Raw genomic sequence first — 19,540 nt, forward strand, 5'->3', positions numbered from 1 at the left:
CGACTCCAAGTCCTGTGCTCGTCACTGTTATTGCTCGCTCAAGTAATGCCAACGGATTCGGCGCTCGATCGGTTCAGCTGGAGCAGAATTGAACCGCCCGGGCAGCTCGGCCGTATGTATTCCGGGTGGCTTTTACGCTGACCGACCGCCGCCACACCGACCGTCAGGAGAGAGAGCCCGGATGCCAGCCGATCGCAGCGCGGTCGATGAGCGTGAGTTCATGCAGGCTCTGCATGACGAGCACGCGGCGGCGCTGTGGGCCTTCGCGGTGCGGCTGACCGGCGGCGACCGCCAGGCCGCCGAAGACGTGGTGCAGGAGACCCTGCTGCGAGCCTGGCGCCACCCCGACAGCCCGGCCTTCACGGCCGAGCAGACCGGTGCGGCCCGCGGCTGGCTGTACACGGTGGCCCGCCGCATCGTGATCGACGAATGGCGCTCACGCAGCGTGCGCCCGGAAAAGCTGGTGTCGGCCGTTCCCGAGTCCCCGGTCGCCGACCACACCGACGCCCTCATCGAATCCCGCCTGATCGCCGACGCGCTGCTGCGGCTGAGCCCCGAGCACCGGGCCGTCCTGGTCGAGCTGTTCTACCGGCGATCGAGCGTGCGCGAGGCCGCCTACCATCTCCAGATCGCGGAGGGGACCGTGAAGTCTCGCTCGCATTACGCGCTGCGAGCCCTCAAGCTGGCGCTGAACGAGATCGGAGCCCTGCCATGACCGGCCCGGACGAGCACGACCGCCCGGGTTCTGGTGGCATCGATGCCGAACATGCCCGCTTCGAGTTCGACGACGCCGCCTACCTGCTGGGCGCGCTGGACGCCGAGCGGCGCCAGGCCTTCGAACGGCACCTGACGCGGTGCCCGATCTGCAGTGACCGGATCGCCGAGCTCGGTGGCCTGCCGCAGGTGCTGAGCCGTGCCGACTTCTCGGCCTGGTTCCCGGAACCGCCGCCGGACACGCTGCTGCCCAGACTGCTGCGCCAGGTCACGGTCAGCCGGCGGCGACGGGCCTGGCGGATCGGCTCACTCGTGGCCGCGGCGGCCTGCCTGCTGGCCCTGCTGGCCACCGCCGGGGTGCTGGGCTGGCAACACACGCACCGGCCGCAGACCCTGGTGATGCAACCGGTCGGGCCGAACGCCGCCGGGGTGCACGCCACCGTGCAGCTGACCGGATCCGGCTCGGGCACCCGGGTCAAGCTGGTCTGCGGCTACTCCGACGGCAGCGGCCACTACCCGCGCCGGACGTACACCACCTACCGGATGGTGATCTTCAACCGGGGCGGTGAGATGGTCGATCTCGGCAGCTGGGCGCCGCAGCCGGACGAGGACGTCCAGATCACCAGGACCAGCCCGTGGCCGCGCCAGAGCATCAGCCGGATCGAGGTGTCCGACGGCCAGGGCCGCCCGGTGCTCCGGTTGCGCTTGTAGCGGCGGCCGAAAAGGATGTGCGATGACGCAAGCACAAGGCGCGCATCTCACCCGTTCGCTGACTAGGCTGGGCTCGTGCAGCGACGTATCTTCGGTATCGAGAACGAATACGGTGTGACCTGCACCTTCGAAGGTCAACGCCGGCTCAGTCCTGACGAGGTGGCCCGGTACCTGTTCCGGCGGGTGGTGAGCTGGGGCAGGTCCTCCAACGTCTTCCTGCGCAACGGCGCCCGGCTCTACCTCGACGTGGGCAGCCACCCTGAGTACGCCACCCCCGAATGCGACTCGCTGCTCAGCCTGGTCACCCACGACAAGGCCGGTGAGCGGATCCTGGAGGGCCTGCTGATCGACGCCGAGAAGCGGCTCAACGACGAGGGCATCGCCGGCGACATCTACCTGTTCAAGAACAACACCGACTCGGCCGGCAACTCCTACGGCTGCCACGAGAACTTCCTGGTGGCCCGGCACGGTGAGTTCAGCCGGATGGCCGACGTGCTGATCCCGTTCCTGGTCACCCGGCAGCTGATCTGCGGCGCCGGAAAGGTGCTGCAGACGCCCCGGGGGGCGGTGTACTGCCTCAGCCAGCGGGCCGAGCACATCTGGGAGGGCGTCTCCTCGGCCACCACCCGGTCCAGGCCGATCATCAACACCCGCGACGAGCCGCACGCCGACGCCGAGCGCTACCGGCGGCTGCACGTCATCGTCGGTGACTCCAACATGAACGAGTCCACCACCCTGCTCAAGGTGGGCAGCGCCGACCTGGTGCTGCGGATGATGGAGCAGGGGATCACCTTCAAGGACCTGACCCTGGAGAACCCGATCCGGGCGATCCGCGAGATCAGCCACGACCTGACCGGCAGCCGGCAGGTCAAGCTGGCCAACGGCCGGCAGGCCAGCGCCAGCGAGATCCAGCGGGAGTACTTCGAGAAGGCCCGGACCTTCGTCGACGCCACCGGCTCGGACCCGGTCACCGAGCAGGTGCTCGACCTGTGGGGCCGCACCCTGAAAGCGGTCGAGTCCGGTGACCTGAGCCTGATCGACCGCGAGATCGACTGGGCCACCAAGTACCAGCTGCTGGAGCGCTACCGGCACCGCTATGACCTGCCGCTGTCCTCGCCGCGGATCGCCCAGCTCGATCTCACCTATCACGACATCCGGCGTGACCGGGGCCTGTACTACCTGCTGGCCAACCGCGGCGCGGTCACCAGGACGACCACCGACCTGGCGGTGTTCGAGGCCAAGAGCGTGCCGCCCCAGACCACCCGGGCCAAGCTGCGCGGGGAGTTCATCAAGCGTGCCCAGGAGACCCGGCGCGATTTCACGGTGGACTGGGTCCACCTCAAATTGAACGACCAGGCGCAGCGGACGGTGCTGTGCAAGGACCCGTTCCGAGCGGTCGATGATCGGGTCGAGAAGCTGATTGCCTCGATGTGAACGCCCAGGCTCGACGAACCCGGCAGTCCGCTCGGGGTGGCGCGCCGCACGGGCGCGGCCGTCGCCTACCGTTGTCGGACATGGCGGCGCGTCGGCAGCAACGACTGGTCTCACTGGTGTTGTGCCTGCTCTCGACCCGGCAGTACATCACCGCGGACCGGATCCGCGACACCGTCGAGGGCTATGAGGTGTCCGAGGACTCCACCAACCCCGACGAGGCGTTCAAGCGCAGCTTCGAGCGGGACAAGGCCGAGCTGCGTGAGCTCGGGATCCCGCTGGAGACCGGCCGCAACTCCATCTTCGACACCGAGGACGGTTACCGGATCGCCAGGCAGGACTTCGAGCTGCCGCCGATCGAGTTCACCGCCGACGAGGCGGCCGCCGTCGGGCTGGCCGGCCGGCTATGGAGCACCGCGTCGCTGGCCACCGAGGCCCGGACCGCCCTGATCAAGCTGCGGGCCGCCGGGATCGAGATAGAGGAGCCGCCGGGCGCGGACGCGCTGCCGCCGCTGCCGGGCAACGAGCCGGCCCTGCCGGACCTGGTCGCGGCGGTGTCCGAGCGCCGGGTGGTGCAGTTCGCCCACCGTAAGCAGTCCTCGCCCGCGCCCCAGAAGCGGACCGTCGAGCCGTGGGGGGTGCTGTCCTGGCGTGGCCGGTGGTACGTGGTCGGCTATGACCGGGGGCGCGGCGACGTGCGCAGCTTCCGGCTCGATCGCATCGTCGGTGAGGTCAGGACGCTGACCGCCGTCGCCGAGACCAGCCGTCCGGAGGATCTGGACATGCTCGAGCTGGTCCGGGGCGACAACCACCAGCCCGACCAGCTGGCCCGGGTCCGGGTGGCGCCCGGCCGGGGCGGGCAGCTGCGGCGGCAGGCCCGGCAGGTGGACAGCACCCCCGCGGGAGACGTGCTCACGCTGGACTACCGCGACCTGGACCGGCTTGCCGGGCTGGTGGCCGGCGCCGGCGCCGATGCCGTCGCGCTCGAGCCGCCGGAGCTGGTGACCGCTGTGATCGCCTTGCTCGAGGGCGTCACCGGCGGCCCGCCGAGCGTCCGGCCCGAGGCCCGGGACGAGCCCGCGGTGGTGGCCGGTGGCGCGGCGCTGGCAGGAGGTGGCCGGTGACCGACACCGGAGACAAGGTGTCCCGGCTGCTGGCCCTGGTGCCCTACATCCTGTCCCAGGGGGTGGCCTCGATCAGCGAGACCGCCGGCGCGTTCGGGATCGGTGAGGACCAGCTGCGCAAGGAGCTGGAGATGCTGTGGCTGTGCGGGCGCAGCTCCGGGCCCGAGGACCTGATCGACCTGATGTTCGACGGTGACACGGTGTCGGTCACCTACGACGGCGGGTTGAGCCGGCCGCTGAAGCTGACCGCGACCGAGGCGATGACGCTGGCGGTGGCCCTGCGCACCCTGACCGACGTCCCGGGCGCCACCCAGGGCGGCGCTGCCGAGCGGGCCCTGACCAAGATCGAGGCGGCCGCCGGTCAGCACCTGGACGCCGACGCGGTGGACATCAGGCTGGCCGGCCGGGATCGCTGGCTGAACCTGGCCCGGCAGGCGGTCGAGCAGAAGCGCGCCGTCGAACTCGACTACTACTCCGCCAACCGGGACGAGACGACCCGCCGGGTCATCGACCCGGTCCGGGTCTTCATCGCCGAGGAGATCGGCTACCTGGAAGCGTGGTGCCGCCGGGCCGAGAGCATGCGGATCTTCCGGGTGGACCGGATCGAGGACGCGACGCTGCTGGACGAACCGGCCAACGTGCCCGCCAACGTGACCCTGACCGACGTCAGCGCCGGGGTCTACCGGCCGGCGCCGGAGCACCTGCTGGTCGAGCTGCGGCTGGGACCCGGCTGGGAGTGGGTCAGCGACTACTACCCGTGCGAGACGGTGACCCCGGCCGACGCGGCGCTGCAGGAGGCACAGCGGGTGACGCTGCGGGTGGCGAATCCGGCCTGGGTGGCGGCGCTGGTCCGGCGTTCCGGGGGCGCGGTCACCGTGCTGGCGCCGGACTGGCTGGCCCGTGACGTCGAGGCCTCGGCCACGCAGGCGCTGGCCGCCTACCGCGGACAGTAAGCTGCCCAATCATGCAGGGTTGGATCGTTGCCGGGGCGTGGACGTTCGCCGTCCTGTTCGCCGTGGTCATGCTCGGTTTCGCCGGCTATGAGATCAGCTGGAAGTCCCGTCGGCTGGAAGCCGAACGCGCCAGGCTCGAGCAGCTGATGGCCGAGCTGACCCGGCTGGGCGCCGAACTGCAGGCCTCGGCGGACAGGTTGCGATGACCCGGTCGCTCAGGCGCTCGGCGAAGGCCAATCCCGAAGGCCGGATGTCGGTCCTGGACCACCTGCGCGAGCTGCGCAGGCGGTTGATCATCGTGATGCTGATCGTGGCCCTGGGCGCGGTCGTCGGCTGGCTGATCTACAACCCGCTGCTGGCGCTGCTGAAGCAGCCGTACTGCAACATCCCCTTCGAGCACCGCCTCGGCGCCCTCAACCAGAGCGAGGAGCAGTGCAAGCTGCTGTTCCGGGCGCCGCTGGACGGCTTCACCATCCGGCTCAAGGTCTCGGTGGTGGCCGGCGCCATCCTCACCGCGCCGCTGTGGCTCTACCAGCTGTGGGCCTTCGTCACCCCCGGCCTGCGCAGGCACGAGAAACGCTGGACGGTCGCCTTCGTCGCGATCTCCACGGTGCTGTTCGCCCTGGGCATGACGCTGGCCTACCTGACGCTGTACAAGGGCCTGAACGTGCTGATCACCCAGGCCGGCAGCGGTACCCAGGCCGGCCTGGACGTCAATTACTACATCTCGTTCGTGATTCTGATGCTGACCGTGTTCGGGGCCTCGTTCGAGCTGCCGCTGCTGATCGTGATGCTCAACGCCGTGCGGGTGCTGCCGTTCTCGCTGCTCAAGCGCGGCCAGCGGCTCGGGATCTTCCTGATCTTCCTGTTCGCCGGCGTCGCGACCCCGTCGGCCGACCCGTTCACCATGATCGCGATGGCGGTGCCGATGTGCCTGCTCTTCGAGCTTGCCGTGCTGTGGTGCTTCCTGCACGACCGGCGGCTGGCCCGGCGCGAGGCTGAGGCGGAGGCCGAGCAGCTGCCCGACGATGTCGCCTCCCCGGTGGACCCGCTGCCCGAGAAGCTGCCCGGCACTGCCCGGGCCGCTGATCCGGGATGGAGCGAGCTGCCCTGAGCGAAGCCGACGATTTCGTCCCGGACCCCAACCGCTGGAAGGCGTTGGCGGTCTGCCTGGCCGGCGGGTTCATGGTGCTGCTGGACGTCTCGATCGTCAACGTCGCGCTGCACTCGATCAACGTGGGCCTGGACGCCTCCGGCGAGGCCCTGCAGTGGGTGCTGTCCGGCTACTCGCTGACCTTCGGGTTGCTGCTGGTGCCGGCCGGCCGGCTGGGCGATGCCCGCGGCCGGCGGCGGTTGTTCCTCTTCGGCATGCTGGCATTCACGTTCGCCAGCGTGCTCTGCGGGGCGGCGCCGAACCCGACCTGGCTGGTGATCGCGCGGTTGAGCCAGGGGCTGGCCGCGGGACTGCTGACGCCCCAGATCAGCGCGCTCATCCAGCAGCTGTTCCGCGGCCGCGAGCGGGGCAAGGCCTTCGGCCTGTTCGGCGCCATGGTCGGCATCTCGACCGCGATGGGGCCGGTGATCGGCGGCCTGCTGATCCAGATCTTCGGTGAGACGCACGGCTGGCGGTACGTGTTCTTCGTGAACCTGCCCATCGGCCTGCTGCTGGTGCCGTTCGCGATGCGGCTGCTGCCGCGAGCCTCGGCCGAGCAGCGCGAGCGGCGTCAGGATCTGGACCCGGTCGGGGTGCTGCTGCTCGGGGCCGGCGTGGTGGCGCTGCTGCTGCCCTTCGTGCAGGAGCAGCAGTGGAAGGGCAGCGCCAAGTGGCTGCTGGTGCCGCTGGCGGCGCTGCTGCTGGCCGGCTTCCTGGCCTGGGAGATGCGTTACCGCGACCGGGGCCGCGACCCCCTGATCGACCTGACGCTGTTCCGCCGCCGGTCCTTCACCTTCGGCAGCTCGATGATCACGGTCTACTTCGCCGGCTTCACCTCGCTGTTCTTCGTCCTGACCCTGCTGTTGCAGTTCGGCCTGGGCTATTCGGCGCTGCTGGCCGGTGTGGTCTCGCTGCCGTTCGCGATCGGCTCGGGGCTGGCCGCCGGACTGTCCGGCCGGGTGGTGCACCGGTTCGGCCGCGGGCTGGTGACCACCGGCCTGGGGTTGGTGGTCATCGGCTACCTGGGGGTGATCCTGGTGGTTCGCGAGGCGCCTGTCTCCATCATCGGCTGGGCGCTGATCGCCCCGCTGCTGGTGGGTGGCGTCGGCTCCGGCATGGTCATCTCGCCGAACCAGACGCTGACGCTGTCCGAGGTGCCGGTCGACCAGGGCGGCACGGCCGGTGGCCTGATCCAGGTGGGGCAGCGGATCGGCGCCTCGATCGGCATCGCGGCGGTCGGGTCGGTGTTCTACGCCCAGCTGGCGGCCAGCAACGGCGACTACCACCACGCCCTGCAGCGCGGGCTGCTGGTGGCGGTGCTGTTCCTGGTGCTGGCGCTGCTGCTGGCACTCGGCGACGGGCTGCTGCGCGACCGGGGCACCGGCGCGGATCTGGCCGGCGAGGGCGGCGCGCGGGCCGCCGCCTGATGTTCTCGCCGGATGTTGCCTGACCCGCAGGCGTGGCGTGATGCATTCGAACCTGTGTTCGATTAAGGTTCGACGCATGAGGCCTTACCCGGTAGCGGACCCACCCAGCCCCGGCGGCGACAGGTGAGCCGGCCGGCACCCGATCCGGCCGCTGCCCGCCGCCGACGGGCAGCGGCTGACCGCCGCGCCACGCTCAGCGCGGCCGAACCCGGCTGGGCGACGCTGGTGGTGCTGCTGCCCAGCGCCGACGCCGCCACCATCCTGCTCCGCTGCGACGGGGCGGCCGAACTGGCCGACTGAGCCAGAGCGGCTGGCAACCGTCGCTGACAAACGGCAGAAGTCGCGCGGAAGGCGCCCGTACGCTGGAACCATGTCCTCGCCGGCGCAGCGGTACGCCCAGTCCCGTCAGCGGACGAAGTTTCCGAGGGTGTTCGAGTTCCAGGGCGGCTACAGCTTCGACCTCGACGACTTTCAGATCCAGGCATGCCAGGCGCTGGAGGAGGGGTACGGCGTGCTGGTCTGCGCGCCGACCGGCGCCGGCAAGACGGTGGTCGGCGAGTTCGCCATCTACCTGGCCCTGGCCGTCGGCCAGAAATGCTTCTACACCACGCCGATCAAGGCGCTGTCCAACCAGAAGTACAACGACCTGCTGCAGCGTTACGGCCCCGCCAACGTCGGCCTGCTGACCGGCGACAACGCGATCAACCCGCACGCGCCGATCGTGGTGATGACCACCGAGGTGCTGCGCAACATGCTCTACGTCGGCAGCGACGCCCTCACCAACCTCGGGTTCGTGGTGATGGACGAGGTGCATTACCTCGGCGACCGGTTCCGCGGCGCGGTCTGGGAAGAGGTGATCATCCACCTGCCCGACTCGGTGCGGCTGGTGTCGCTGTCGGCGACGGTCTCCAACGCCGAGGAGTTCGGCGACTGGCTGGTCGAGGTCCGCGGCGACACCCGGGTGATCGTCCACGAGGAGCGGCCGGTGCCGCTGTGGCAGCACATGCTGGTGGGCAACCGGATGTTCGACCTGTTCGCCGAGGACACCGAGCTGCCGCAGGACGCCGGCGGGCACGATGACAGGCACGCCGGCGGGCACAGCGGGGTCAGGGTCGATCCGACGCTGCTGCGCCACGTCCGGGAGCGGATGCGCACCACCGAGCTGACCCACCGGGGCCGCTACCGCGGCGGGCCGGGCCTGCGCTGGCGCCCGCCGTCGCGTCCGGAGGTGATCAGCCGGCTCGACCGGGAGGGGCTGCTGCCGGCCATCACCTTCATCTTCAGCCGGGCCGGTTGCGACGCCGCCGTGCGGCAGTGCGTGGCGGCCAACCTCCGGCTGACCACCGATGACGAGCGCGAGGACATCCGGCTGCTGGTGGAGAACCGGACGGCCAACCTGGCCGCCGAGGACCTGGACGTGCTGGGGTACTGGGAGTTCTCCGACGGCCTGCAGCGGGGCATCGCCGCGCACCACGCGGGCATGATCCCGGCGTTTAAGGAGGTCGTGGAGGAGCTGTTCGTCCGCGGCCTGGTGCGGGTGGTCTTCGCCACCGAGACGCTCGCGCTGGGCATCAACATGCCGGCCCGGTCGGTGCTGCTGGAGCGGCTGGTGAAGTTCAACGGCGAGACCCACGCCGACCTGACGCCGGGGGAGTACACCCAGCTGACCGGGCGGGCCGGCCGGCGCGGCATCGACATCGAGGGTCACGCGGTGGTGCAGTGGAGCCCCGAGATCGACCCGGCGCGGGTGGCCGGGCTGGCCTCGACCCGCACCTACCCGCTGCGTTCGTCGTTCCGCCCGTCCTACAACATGGCGATCAACCTGGTGTCTCAGGTGGGCCGCGACACCGCCCGCGCGCTGCTCGAGTCCTCCTTCGCGCAGTTCCAGGCCGACCGTTCGGTGGTCGGCCTGATCCGTCAGATCACCCGCAACGAGAAGGCGCTGGCCGACTACGAGAACCGGATGCACTGCCACCTGGGCGACTTCGCCGAGTACCAGGAGCTGCGCACCCGGATCTCCGAGCGGGAGAAGTCGCTGTCGCGCAAGGGAGTCTCGGACCGCCGGGCCGCGGTCGTGCAGTCGTTGGAGGCGCTGTCGGTCGGCGACGTGATCCGGATCCAGTCCGGGCGCCGCGCCGGCCTTGCCGTGGTGGTGGACCCGGGGACCTCGGCGCTGGCCGACCCGCGACCGCTGGTGGTCACCGAGGACCGCTGGGCCGGCCCGGTCACCCCGATGGACTTTCCGCACGCCGTCGAAGTGCTCGGCCGGTTGCCGATCTCCAAGCACTTCAACCACCGCAGCCCGGCCGCCCGCCGGGATGTCGCCTCCTCGATCCGCAATCTCAGGATCGCCGACCCGAAGAACGGCCACCGGCGGCGCGAGCGCAACGGCGCCGCCGACGACGCCGAGCTGACCGACCTGCGGGTAGCGCTGCGCCGGCATCCGTGCCACGGCTGCGACGACCGTGAGGAGCACGCCCGGTGGGCCGAGCGGGCCGGCCGGTTGCGCCGGGAGAACGACACGCTGCGGCACCGGGCCGAGGGCCGCACACATTCGCTGTCGCGGACCTTCGATCAGGTCTGCGCGCTGCTCACCGAGCGCGGGTACATGAGCCCGGCCGCCGAGGACGGCGACACGATCACCACTGAGGACACCATCACCACGGCTGGGCGGCAGCTCTCGCGGATCTGGTCGGAGTCCGACCTGCTGATCGCCGAGTGCCTGCGCGGCGGCGCCTGGTCCGGGCTGAACGCCGCCGAGCTGGCCGGGGTGTGCTCAGCGATGATCTATGAGGCCCGCCGGGACGAGCCGTCCGCGCCGAAGCTGCCCAGCGGGCCGCTACGCCAGGCCCTGAGCGACACCCTGCGGCTGTGGGGCGAGGTCAGCGAGCGCGAGGCGGCCCACAAGCTGCCGCTGTCGCGCGAACCGGACCTCGGCTTCGTCTGGGCCAGCTACCGGTGGGCCAAGGGCGACTCGCTGGACCGGGTGCTCAGCTCGATGTCCGATGACGGCACCGGGTTGCCGGCCGGGGACTTCGTGCGCTGGATGCGCCAGCTGCTCGACCTGCTGGAGCAACTCGCCCGCGCCGACGCCATCGACCCCGGCATCAGGGCCACCGCGGCGGCAGCCTGCACAGCGCTGCGGCGCGGGGTGATCGCCCAGCAGCTGTAATAGGTCAGCCGCCGACCTTGGCCAGCATGCTGGTCAGCCGGTCGATCGCGCTCTGGATGCCGAACCGCTCACCCAGGGCGGTCAGCATCTCCGGGTCGGCGGGCGTGGCCGGGATCCTGGTCTGCAGCTCGCCCACCGGGACGTCGGTGCGACCGCGCACCACCGCGGGGGCGACTGCCAGGTAGTCCAGCGCCGCTAGCACCTTCACCCGTACCGAGGGGCTCATCGCCTGGTCACCGGACTGGGCCGCGGCCACGATCTGCTCGATCGTCCCGAACTGCGCCACCACGTTCGCCGCGGTCTTCGCGCCGATGCCGGCCACCCCGGGCAGCCCGTCCGACGGGTCGCCACGCAGCATCGCGAAGTCGGCGTAGTGGCCGGCCGGCACGCCGTACTGGGCCTGCACCTCATCCGGCGTGAACGCCACGATGTTGGCGATGCCCTTGCCGGTGTAGAGCACCCGCACCCGGTCGGTGGCCAGGTCGATCAGGTCACGGTCGCCCGACACCACGTCCACCTCCACGCCCTGCCCGCCGTAGCGGTGGGCCAGCGTGGCGATCACGTCATCGGCCTCGAACCCCTCGGCGCCGACCGAGCACAGGCCGGCCGCCTTGAGCACCGCCAGCAGCACCGGCACCTGGGGTTCGAGCAGGTCCGGAACCGCCTCCACGTCCGGGCTGCCGCTGCCGGTGGTGTACTCCACCCGGTGCGCCTTGTACGAGGGCAGCAGCGCCACCCGGAACGCCGGGCGCCAGTCGTAGTCCAGGCACGCGACGAAGTCGGTCGGCTGGTAGCGGGTGATCAGCGTAGAGACCATGTCGGTGAAGCCGCGGACGGCGTTGACCGGCATGCCGTCCGGGGCGGTCACGGTGTCGGGGACGCCGTAGAAGGCGCGAAAGTACAGGCTGGCTGAGTCCAGGAGCATCACACGGGTCACCCGGCACACGATAACTTCCGCGCGCGATAGCGTCGTCGCATGGTGTGTGTGATCGGCGAGGCGTTGATCGATCTGGTGATGGACCCGGCGACCGCGGCCTCGGCCGGGCCCAAGACCTACCTGGCGCACCCAGGTGGCAGCCCGTTCAACGTCGCGATCGGGCTGGCCCGGCTCGGCCAGCCGGCGCAGCTGCTGGCCCGGCTGTCCGGGGACGCCTTCGGCAGGCAGCTGCGCGCGCACGCCGAGGCCAACGGCGTGGACCTGTCCTATGCGGTCAACGCCGCTGAGGCCAGCACGCTGGCCGTGGTGAGCCTGGACGCCGAGCGCAACGCCGGCTATGACTTCTACCGGACCGGCACCGCCGACTGGCAGTGGAGCGCCGCCGAGCTGGATCGGATGCCGGCCGACACCTCCTGGATCCACACCGGCTCGCTGGCGTCCTGGACCGAGCCCGGCGCGGGCGTGATCTGTGACCAGCTGCGACGGCGGCGGGGCCGGCAGCCGGTGGTGATCAGTTATGACCCCAACATCCGGCCCGACCTGTTGCCCGACCACCGGTCGGCCCTCGAGCAGGTCGAGGCGATGGTCGGGCTCGCCGACGTCGTCAAGGCCTCGGCCGAGGACCTGGACTGGCTCTATCCCGGGCAGGACGCCGAGAGCGTGCTGCGCCGGTGGCGCTCGCTCGGCGCCTCGATCGTGGTGATGACCGACGGCGGCCGGGGGGCCCGCTACCTGGCGAGCGAGGACCGGGTGGGGATGGTGCCGTCGCGGCCGGTGGAGGTCATCGACACGGTGGGCGCCGGCGACGCGTTCATGGCCGGGCTGATCAACGCGCTGGCAGCCGGCGGCTATGTCGGTCGAGCCGGCGCCGGCCGGGACGGCCCAGGTGGCACCGCGGCTGAGGCGGTGGTGGCGGCAGCGGTGACCGAGGCGATCCTGGTGGCGGCGCTGACCTGCGCCAGGGCCGGCGCGAACCCGCCGACCGCGGCCGAGCTGGCCGCCGCTCAGGCGGACCCGTATCAGTTTTGATCGCCTGGGCGACCGAAATCGATACGCATCGCCCCAGGCTGTCATCAGCTGGGCTTCAGTTGGGCTCCACGATCGCCGCCGACGGACCCGTATCAGTTTTGATCGGCTGGGCGACCGAAGTCGATACGCATCGCGGCCTAGGAGCCTCGCGCAAGGCCGGGCGGGGTATCAGGCAAGTGATCGGGCGGGGGTGTCAGCCGACGGATCCGGCCGGGTCGGCGTACACGCTGGCCGAGGCCACCGTGCTGCCGCGGACCACCAGCTCGGTCTCGAGCACCACGTCGGTCGGCTCGGCCTCCTTGATCAGGGCCGTCAGCAGCGACTGCGCCAGCAGCGCGCCCTGCTCGCCGACGGGTTGGCGCATCGTGGTCAGGTCCATCAGGTCGGCCGTGGCGTGGTCGTCGAACCCGATCACCGCGATGTCCTCGGGCACCCGCAGCCCGGAACGCCTGATCGCGCGGATCGCGCCGTAGGCCATCTCGTCGGACTCGGCGAACACCGCGGTCGGGCGCTCGTCGCGTTGCAGCAGGGTCAGCATCGCGGCCTCACCGCCGGCGACCGTGAAGTAACCCAGGCACTCCAGGTTCTCCGGCGGGGTCACGCCGGCCGCCAGCAGCGCCTTGCGGTAACCGGTGCCGCGGTGGTGCGGGGGAGTGAAGCGCATCGGGTCGTCGGTGTCGCCGCCGATCAGCGCGATCCGGCGGTGGCCCAGCGACAGCAGGTGTTCCACCGCGGTCCGGGCCGCCACCTCGTCGTCGATCCGGACCGAGGACAGGCCTGGGTGCTTGACGCCGAGCACGCCCACCGGCAACTGCAAGGTGTTCAGCGCCGCCACCTCGTCGTCGGTGAGGGCCAGGCTGACCACCAGCACCGCGTCGACCCGCTTGCGCATCGGCAGCACCGAGAAGAACCGCTCGCGGCCCTTGCTGTCGCCCAGGTTGTGCAGCAGCAGGTCATAGCCGGCGGCGCTGAGCACCGACTCGACCGCGCCGAGCACCTCGGCGAAGAACCACCGGTTGACGAACGGCACCACCACGCCGAGGGTCGAGGACCGGCCGCTGGCCAGCCGGGCGGCGAACGGCGAGGCGACGTAGTCCAGTTCCCGGGCCGCCGTCAGCACCTTGTCCCGGGTGGCCGCCGCGACGTCGGGAAGTCCTCGCAGGGAGCGCGACACGGTGGCTATCGAGACGCCCGCCAGCTTTGCTACGTCCTCGATACTGGCTGACATGGGGCGAGCCTCCTGTAAGTCTTTACGGCACCGTATGCGATGGGGCACACCAGAGCCAGCGCTGACGTCTCGACCCGCCCACAGATAGGGCTGGCACACTCGCGTGGTGCGCACTTTGCTGATCAACGGACGGATCTACAGCTCGTGGGCCCGCAACGCCAGCGCGCTGCTGGTCTCGGACGCGGAGGTGGCCTGGCTCGGCGACGACGCCTCGGCCTCGACCATGGCGGCCGACCGCGTTGTGGACCTCGACGGAGCGCTGGTGATCCCGGCGTTCGTCGACGCGCACTTTCACACCACCGACACCGGCTTGTCGCTGAGCGGGCTGGTGCTGGGGTCCGCCGGGTCGCTGGCCGAGGCGCTGGGAGCAGTCGAGCGGGCCGCCCGGTCCAGCGGTGGCCGGCCGTTGCTCGGCTCGGGCTGGGACGAGACCCGGTGGCCGGAGGGCCGGGCGCCGACCGCAGCGGAGCTGGACCGCGCCAGCTACGGCGGCGTCGTGTACCTGGCCCGCACCGACGCCCATTCGGCGGTGGTGTCCTCGGCCCTGCTGGCTTCGGTCCCGGGCATCGCCGGCCTGGACGGCTACTCCGCCGACGGCCGGCTCACCAAGGCCGCCCACCACGCGGCGCGGGCGGTTGCCCGGTCGGCCATCACCGCCGGCCAGCGCGGCGAGCTGCAGCGGATCGCGTTGCGCCACGCCGCCGCGCACGGGGTGGCTGCCGTCCACGAGATGGCCGGCCCGGAGATCTCCAGTGCCGAGGACCTGGCCGGCCTGCTGGCGCTGGTGGCAGGAGCAGCGGGCGGGGCAGGTCACGCCCAGGACGAGCCCTATCCGGAGGTGTACGGGTACTGGGGCGAGCTGCGCGGCGCCGCGGCGGCTGCCGAACTCGGCGCGATCGGCGCGGGCGGTGACCTGTTCTGTGACGGCTCGATCGGCTCGCACACCGCCGGCATGCTGCACCCCTATGTCGACCTGGGCGAGCTGCCGGCCGGCGACACCGGATGCGGTTACCTGCGCTATGACACCGCCGAGCTGGCCGAGCATCTGATCGAGTGCACCGAGGCCGGCTTGCAGGGCGGCTTCCACGCCATCGGCGACGCCGCCACCGACCAGGTGGTGGCGGCGATGCGACTGGCCGCTGACCGGCTCGGCCCGCGGGTCTCGGCCGCCGGGCACCGGATCGAGCACGCCGAGCTGATCACCGACGTGGCCGCGCTGGCCGGCACCGGCCTGATCGCGTCGGTGCAGCCCGCCTTCGACGCCAGCTGGGGCGGCGATTCGGGGATGTACGCCCAGCGGCTCGGGGTCGAGCGGGCCCGCCGGCTGAACCCGCTGGCCGCGCTGGCCGCCGCCGGGGCGCCGCTGGCCTTCGGGGCGGACTCACCCGTAACGCCGGTGGATCCGTGGGGCGGGGTGCGGGCCGCGGTCCATCCGAGCAACCCCGCGCACGCCTTGAGCCCGCGCGCGGCCTTGACCGCGCACACCCGCGGCGGCTGGCGGGCCGCCCGCGCCGACTCCGACGGCTCGGGCGTGCTGGCTCCCGGCGCCCCGGCCAGCTACGCCGTCTTCGCGGCCGGCCCGCTGGGGGTGGACGCCCCCGACGAGCGGCTGTCGCAGTGGAGCACCGACGAGCGCTCCGGCGTTCCCGGCCTGCCGGACCTGGCCGCGGGCCTGGACCTGCCGCGGTGCCTGCGCACGGTGGTGCGCGGCCGGCAGATCTTCGACTCGGGTGAGTTGCCGTGATCTACCGACTGCTGCTGGCCGCCGGGTCCGGCCTGCTGGGCGCCGCGGCTTTTCCGAAGGTCGGGATCTGGCCGCTGGCGTTCCTGTCGGTGGCCGGCCTGTCGATCGCGGTGTCGGGTCAGCGCTCGCGCCGCGGGGCGCTGCTCGGCCTGGTCTACGGGGCCGGACTGTTCCTGCCGATGCTGCACTGGACGGCGACCTATGTCGGCGCGGTGCCATGGCTGGTGCTGGTGTTCTCCCAGACCTGGTTCCTGATACTGCTCGGCGCGGCGCTGCCGGTGGTCCAGCGAGTGCGGTTCGGCACCGTGCTCACCGCTGCCCTGTGGGTGGCGCAGGAGGCGCTGCGCGGCCGGCTGCCCTTCGGCGGCTTCCCCTGGGGCCGCTGGGCGTTCAGCCAGGCCCAGTCACCGCTGAAATGGTTCGCCGCGCTGGGCGGCGCGCCGCTGGTGACCTTCGCGGTGGCGCTGATCGGCGCGCTGCTGGCGGCCGCGGTGCTGGGCGATCGACACAAGGTGTCCGACACCGGCCTCGCGCGGCGCGAGCTGTCAGACCCCGACCTCGCGCGGCGCGCCGGCCAGCTGGCGGCCGCCGTCCTGGTGGTGCTGGTCGGCGGATCGCTGGCCTACCCGCTGCGCCCGGCCGATCCGCCCGCCCCGGGCGCCCAACCCGGTCCGGACGGGGCCGGCCGCAGCGTCACGGTGGCCGCCGTCCAGGGCAATGTGCCGGACCGGGGGTTGGAGTTCAACGCCCGCCGGCGCCAGGTGCTGGACAACCATGTCGCCCAGACCCTCAAGCTCGCGGCCGACGTCAAGGCCGGCCGGTCGCCCCGGCCGAGCCTGGTGCTGTGGCCCGAGAACGCCTCTGACATCGATCCGACGACCAACCCCGACGCCGCGGCGGTGATCCAGCGCGCGGTGGACGCGGTCGGCGTGCCGATCCTGGTCGGCGCCCTGATCGACGGCCCCGGGCCCACCCACGTCACCAACGCCGGCATCGTCTGGATGCCGTCGGACTCGGCCGCGCCGGGACCCGGCCAGCGGTACGTGAAGCGGCACCCGGTGCCGTACGGGGAGTACATCCCGCTGCGGTCGCTGGCCCGCGCCGTCAGCGACAAGGTCGACCTGGTGAGCCGGGACATGGTGGCCGGGTCCGGCGACGGCCTGCTGACCCAGACCCCGTTCCCGGTCGGTGACGTGATCTGCTTCGAGATCGCCTATGACTCGCTGGTGACCTCCTCGGTGCGGGCCGGCGCCCAGCTGCTGGTGGTGCAGACCAACAACGCCACCTTCGGCCACAGCGCCGAGACCTACCAGCAGCTGGAGATGAGCCGGCTGCGTGCCGTCGAGCACGGCCGCACGGTCGTGCAGGTGGCGACCAGCGGCAAGTCGGCGATCATCGGGGCCGACGGGCGGATGCTGGCCGCGTCCGGGCCGCTGTTCACCGCCGATGTGCTGGTCCGGACGGTGCCGCTGTCCCGTTCGACTACGCTGGCCACTCGGACCGGCGCGGCTGCCGAGTGGACTCTGGTCGCCCTGGGCCTGCTCGGACTGGTGGTCGGCGGCTGGCTGAACCGGCGGCTGGCACGCCGGATCCGCGGTGGCGCCCCGGCGGCACGATCGGGACGACAGGAGAGGGGTACGGGTGACCGAGGCCGCGAGCAGGTCGGCAGCAGGGCCGGGGGAGCGACTTCGGACGCTGGTGATCATCCCCACCTATAACGAACGCGAGAACCTGCCGCCGATCGTGGACCGGGTGCGGGCCGCGGTGCCCGAGGCAGACATCCTGGTCGTCGATGACGGCAGCCCGGACGGCACCGGCGCCGTGGCTGACGAGATCGCCGCGAACGACGCCCAGATCCAGGTGCTGCACCGCGACCAGAAGGCCGGGCTGGGAGCGGCCTACGTGGCCGGCTTCCGGCTCGGGCTGGCTGCCGGCTATGACGTCCTGGTCGAGATGGACGCCGACGGCTCGCACGCGCCGGAGCAGCTGCCCCGGCTGCTGGCCGCCATCGGACACTCGGACCTGGTGCTGGGCTCGCGGTGGGTGCCCGGCGGCCAGGTGCTGAACTGGCCCCGGTCACGGGAGCTGCTCTCCCGCGGCGGCAACCTCTACACCCGGTTGGCGCTCGGCATCGACCTGCACGACGCCACCGGCGGATACCGGGCCTACCGGCGTTCGGTGTTGCAGACGATCGACCTGTCCTCGATCGCCTCGGAGGGTTACTGCTTTCAGGTCGACCTTGCCTGGCGTGCCGTGCAGGCAGGGTTCCGGGTAACCGAGGTTCCGATCACCTTCGCCGAGCGTGAGCGCGGCGAGTCGAAGATGAGCGGGAACATCGTCCGGGAGGCGTTGCTGCGGGTCACCGAGTGGGGTGCCGCGCACCGGGTCGCTCAGCTGCGCAGGCTGGTGGGCAGGACCCGGGAGTCCGTCGGCAGCCGGTCCGACTGAAGCCGGCCGAGCCAGAACCCGGCCGACCTGAGAACCCCCCGACGGACTAAGCCCGCTCGAACCAAGAGCCCGCCGAACCAAAAGCCCGCCGAACTAAGAAACCGGCCCGACGGAATGTCGGGCCGGTTCGAAGCTGACCCCGGGTTAGGGGGTCGGGGTTGGCTCAGGCGGTCTTGGGGGATTTCGCGCCAGAGCCGCCACGGCGGGCACGCAGCACGTCCAAGCGCTCGGCGAGCACCTCTTCGAGGTCGGCGATGGTGCGCCGCTCGATCAGCATGTCCCAGTGGGTACGCGGGGCCTTGACCTTCTTGGGCTCCGGTTCCGGCAGGTCCACGGCCTTGGCGGTAGTGCCGTCGAGGCGGCATTCCCAGGTCGCGGGCAGTTCGGCATCGTGAGCAAAAGGAACGCTGAACTCGTGATCGCGTTCGCACTTGAACTTGATGTGCTGACGCGGCGCCGGTTCGGCGGCGTATTCGGTTTCGTAACTGATAGCGCCGAGGCGGCTGCCCCGGAGTACACGATCGGCCATTGTGATCACTCCTCACCCATGCATGGGTACCGAGTTTCCAACGAACAGTCCCGGCAGATGATTCCCCACAGCCTAGCGACCGTAGCGGGGGGAACTGGCAGTCTAGCGCTCAGTTTGCACTTTTTGCCGTAATCGATGGCACACTGAGACCCATCTCTCCCCGCCGACTGCCCATGACCGGTCCCCGGCACGTCGGCGAGCGGGCCGGGAGCACTCAGTCCAGGGTCAGCTGCTCACCCAGCGTCGGGGCGGAACCCAGGTCACCCCGGCGGTAGTGCGCGCGGCACAACACCTGGTACCTGACGTCGTTCCCGCCGGTCGCGACGGTGTCGGCCACCAGCACCGTGTCGCCTTCGCGGGTGACCCGGCCGGCGATGACGCGGGCGTTGTGCTTGCCGGGCATGCCGCACCAGCACAGCACCTCGACCTGGATCTCGGAGATCTCATCGGCCAGCTCCATCAGCCGTTTCGCGCCGGGCAGCAGCAGGCTCCGAAAGTCGGTCGCCAGGCCGAAGCAGTAGACATCGACGTGGTATTCGTCCACCAGCTCGGCGAGCTGGTCGACGTGTTCGGGGTTGAGAAAGCCGGCCTCATCGACGATCAGGTAATCGACCCGGCGGCCCAGCGCCCAGTTCTGGCGGACCAGCTTGCACAGGTCGAGTTCGTCGGTGACCTCGATGGCATCGTGGCTGAGCCCCACCCGGGTGGTGACCCGGGCCCGGCCCGAGCGGTCATAGCGGGTCAGGATCAGCCCGGACCGGCCCTGCCGGGCGTGGTTGTGATCGACCTGCAGGGCCAGCGTGGACTTGCCGCAGTCCATCGGCCCGTAGAAGAACTTCAGGTGAGCGGGCATCGGTATCTCGCGGCGGTTGCCGGCCGCGGGCACCGCGGCCAGGGCACTGTCGCGGCCAGGGGGCAGGTCGGCACGGATGGCAGGCAC

Annotated in this window: 18 protein-coding genes; 14 read left to right on the forward strand and 4 right to left on the reverse strand. The window is 71.2% G+C overall.

All coding sequences use genetic code 11. The annotated features are described in order from the left end of the window. The first annotated feature begins 181 nt into the window (after positions 1-181). From VF557_16595 to VF557_16640, 10 genes are all read left to right on the forward strand, one after another. Positions 182-715 carry a sigma-70 family RNA polymerase sigma factor gene (locus VF557_16595; GenBank protein ID HEX8081832.1) on the forward strand — a complete coding sequence of 178 codons (534 nt, stop codon included), beginning with the start codon at positions 182-184 and terminating at the stop codon, positions 713-715. Then, positions 712-1,425: a zf-HC2 domain-containing protein gene (locus tag VF557_16600; protein HEX8081833.1), complete on the forward strand. Its 714-nt coding sequence runs from the start codon at positions 712-714 to the stop codon at positions 1,423-1,425. Before VF557_16595 ends, VF557_16600 begins: the two co-directional genes overlap by 4 nt. Positions 1,426-1,500: 75 nt before the next feature. Beyond that, entirely contained in the window at positions 1,501-2,859 is a 1,359-nt protein-coding gene (gene pafA, locus VF557_16605; protein ID HEX8081834.1) for a Pup--protein ligase, read from the forward strand. An 80-nt stretch (positions 2,860-2,939) separates the two neighbouring features. After that, positions 2,940-3,980: a WYL domain-containing protein gene (locus VF557_16610; protein ID HEX8081835.1), complete on the forward strand. Its 1,041-nt coding sequence runs from the start codon at positions 2,940-2,942 to the stop codon at positions 3,978-3,980. Then, on the forward strand, positions 3,977-4,933 hold the full coding sequence (locus VF557_16615; GenBank protein ID HEX8081836.1) for a WYL domain-containing protein: 957 nt from the start codon (positions 3,977-3,979) through the stop codon (positions 4,931-4,933). Before VF557_16610 ends, VF557_16615 begins: the two co-directional genes overlap by 4 nt. 11 nt (positions 4,934-4,944) lie before the next feature. Then, complete coding sequence (locus tag VF557_16620) at positions 4,945-5,139, forward strand: hypothetical protein (protein ID HEX8081837.1); 195 nt, start codon at positions 4,945-4,947, stop codon at positions 5,137-5,139. Beyond that, positions 5,136-6,047 (forward strand): twin-arginine translocase subunit TatC, encoded by a 912-nt coding sequence (gene tatC, locus VF557_16625; GenBank protein HEX8081838.1) that lies wholly within the window; start codon positions 5,136-5,138, stop codon positions 6,045-6,047. Before VF557_16620 ends, tatC begins: the two co-directional genes overlap by 4 nt. Beyond that, complete coding sequence (locus VF557_16630) at positions 6,029-7,513, forward strand: MFS transporter (protein ID HEX8081839.1); 1,485 nt, start codon at positions 6,029-6,031, stop codon at positions 7,511-7,513. The genes tatC and VF557_16630 overlap by 19 nt, the downstream gene beginning before the upstream one ends. Positions 7,514-7,636: 123 nt before the next feature. Continuing rightward, positions 7,637-7,813: a hypothetical protein gene (locus VF557_16635; protein HEX8081840.1), complete on the forward strand. Its 177-nt coding sequence runs from the start codon at positions 7,637-7,639 to the stop codon at positions 7,811-7,813. 70 nt (positions 7,814-7,883) lie between these two features. Next, positions 7,884-10,685: a DEAD/DEAH box helicase gene (locus VF557_16640; protein ID HEX8081841.1), complete on the forward strand. Its 2,802-nt coding sequence runs from the start codon at positions 7,884-7,886 to the stop codon at positions 10,683-10,685. 4 nt (positions 10,686-10,689) lie between these two features. Here VF557_16640 and VF557_16645 read toward each other — a convergent pair whose 3' ends face one another. Further along, complete coding sequence (locus VF557_16645; protein ID HEX8081842.1) at positions 10,690-11,622, reverse strand: 5'-3' exonuclease; 933 nt, start codon at positions 11,620-11,622, stop codon at positions 10,690-10,692. Between the two features lie 39 nt (positions 11,623-11,661). On the opposite strand from VF557_16645, the gene VF557_16650 reads away from it, so the two are divergent. Next, positions 11,662-12,651: a carbohydrate kinase gene (locus VF557_16650; GenBank protein HEX8081843.1), complete on the forward strand. Its 990-nt coding sequence runs from the start codon at positions 11,662-11,664 to the stop codon at positions 12,649-12,651. 193 nt (positions 12,652-12,844) lie between these two features. Here the strand turns inward: VF557_16650 and VF557_16655 are convergent, their stop codons facing one another. After that, positions 12,845-13,879 (reverse strand): LacI family DNA-binding transcriptional regulator, encoded by a 1,035-nt coding sequence (locus VF557_16655; GenBank protein HEX8081844.1) that lies wholly within the window; start codon positions 13,877-13,879, stop codon positions 12,845-12,847. 106 nt (positions 13,880-13,985) lie between these two features. Here VF557_16655 and VF557_16660 point away from each other — a divergent pair, with 106 nt between their 5' ends. The 3 genes from VF557_16660 to VF557_16670 are packed head-to-tail and all read left to right on the forward strand — an operon-like array spanning position 13,986 to position 18,071. After that, entirely contained in the window at positions 13,986-15,623 is a 1,638-nt protein-coding gene (locus tag VF557_16660) for an amidohydrolase family protein (protein ID HEX8081845.1), read from the forward strand. Next, positions 15,620-17,341: an apolipoprotein N-acyltransferase gene (lnt, locus tag VF557_16665; GenBank protein HEX8081846.1), complete on the forward strand. Its 1,722-nt coding sequence runs from the start codon at positions 15,620-15,622 to the stop codon at positions 17,339-17,341. Before VF557_16660 ends, lnt begins: the two co-directional genes overlap by 4 nt. Continuing rightward, positions 17,322-18,071, forward strand: coding sequence for a polyprenol monophosphomannose synthase (locus VF557_16670; GenBank protein ID HEX8081847.1), 750 nt, complete (start codon positions 17,322-17,324; stop codon positions 18,069-18,071). The genes lnt and VF557_16670 overlap by 20 nt, the downstream gene beginning before the upstream one ends. A 163-nt stretch (positions 18,072-18,234) precedes the next feature. Here VF557_16670 and VF557_16675 read toward each other — a convergent pair whose 3' ends face one another. Continuing rightward, complete coding sequence (locus VF557_16675; protein HEX8081848.1) at positions 18,235-18,600, reverse strand: RNA polymerase-binding protein RbpA; 366 nt, start codon at positions 18,598-18,600, stop codon at positions 18,235-18,237. 214 nt (positions 18,601-18,814) lie between these two features. Continuing rightward, the gene (locus tag VF557_16680) at positions 18,815-19,540 is read right to left on the reverse strand and encodes a thymidine kinase (protein ID HEX8081849.1); all 726 of its coding nucleotides are present in this window, start codon (positions 19,538-19,540) and stop codon (positions 18,815-18,817) included.

Origin of the sequence: Jatrophihabitans sp. (genome assembly GCA_036389035.1) — a bacterium.
In the GTDB taxonomy this organism is placed as follows: Bacteria; Actinomycetota; Actinomycetes; order Mycobacteriales; family Jatrophihabitantaceae; genus Jatrophihabitans_A.

Excerpts from the sequence above, each read along its gene's own strand:
- VF557_16595 (HEX8081832.1), top strand. The coding sequence starts at position 182 with ATGCCAGCCGATCGCAGCGCGGTCGATGAGCGTGAGTTCATGCAGGCT.
- VF557_16600 (HEX8081833.1), top strand. The coding sequence starts at position 712 with ATGACCGGCCCGGACGAGCACGACCGCCCGGGTTCTGGTGGCATCGAT.
- VF557_16610 (HEX8081835.1), top strand. The coding sequence starts at position 2,940 with ATGGCGGCGCGTCGGCAGCAACGACTGGTCTCACTGGTGTTGTGCCTG.
- VF557_16620 (HEX8081837.1), top strand. The coding sequence starts at position 4,945 with ATGCAGGGTTGGATCGTTGCCGGGGCGTGGACGTTCGCCGTCCTGTTC.
- tatC (HEX8081838.1), top strand. The coding sequence starts at position 5,136 with ATGACCCGGTCGCTCAGGCGCTCGGCGAAGGCCAATCCCGAAGGCCGG.
- VF557_16630 (HEX8081839.1), top strand. The coding sequence starts at position 6,029 with ATGGAGCGAGCTGCCCTGAGCGAAGCCGACGATTTCGTCCCGGACCCC.
- VF557_16640 (HEX8081841.1), top strand. The coding sequence starts at position 7,884 with ATGTCCTCGCCGGCGCAGCGGTACGCCCAGTCCCGTCAGCGGACGAAG.
- VF557_16650 (HEX8081843.1), top strand. The coding sequence starts at position 11,662 with ATGGTGTGTGTGATCGGCGAGGCGTTGATCGATCTGGTGATGGACCCG.
- VF557_16655 (HEX8081844.1), bottom strand. The coding sequence starts at position 13,879 with ATGTCAGCCAGTATCGAGGACGTAGCAAAGCTGGCGGGCGTCTCGATA.
- VF557_16675 (HEX8081848.1), bottom strand. The coding sequence starts at position 18,600 with ATGGCCGATCGTGTACTCCGGGGCAGCCGCCTCGGCGCTATCAGTTAC.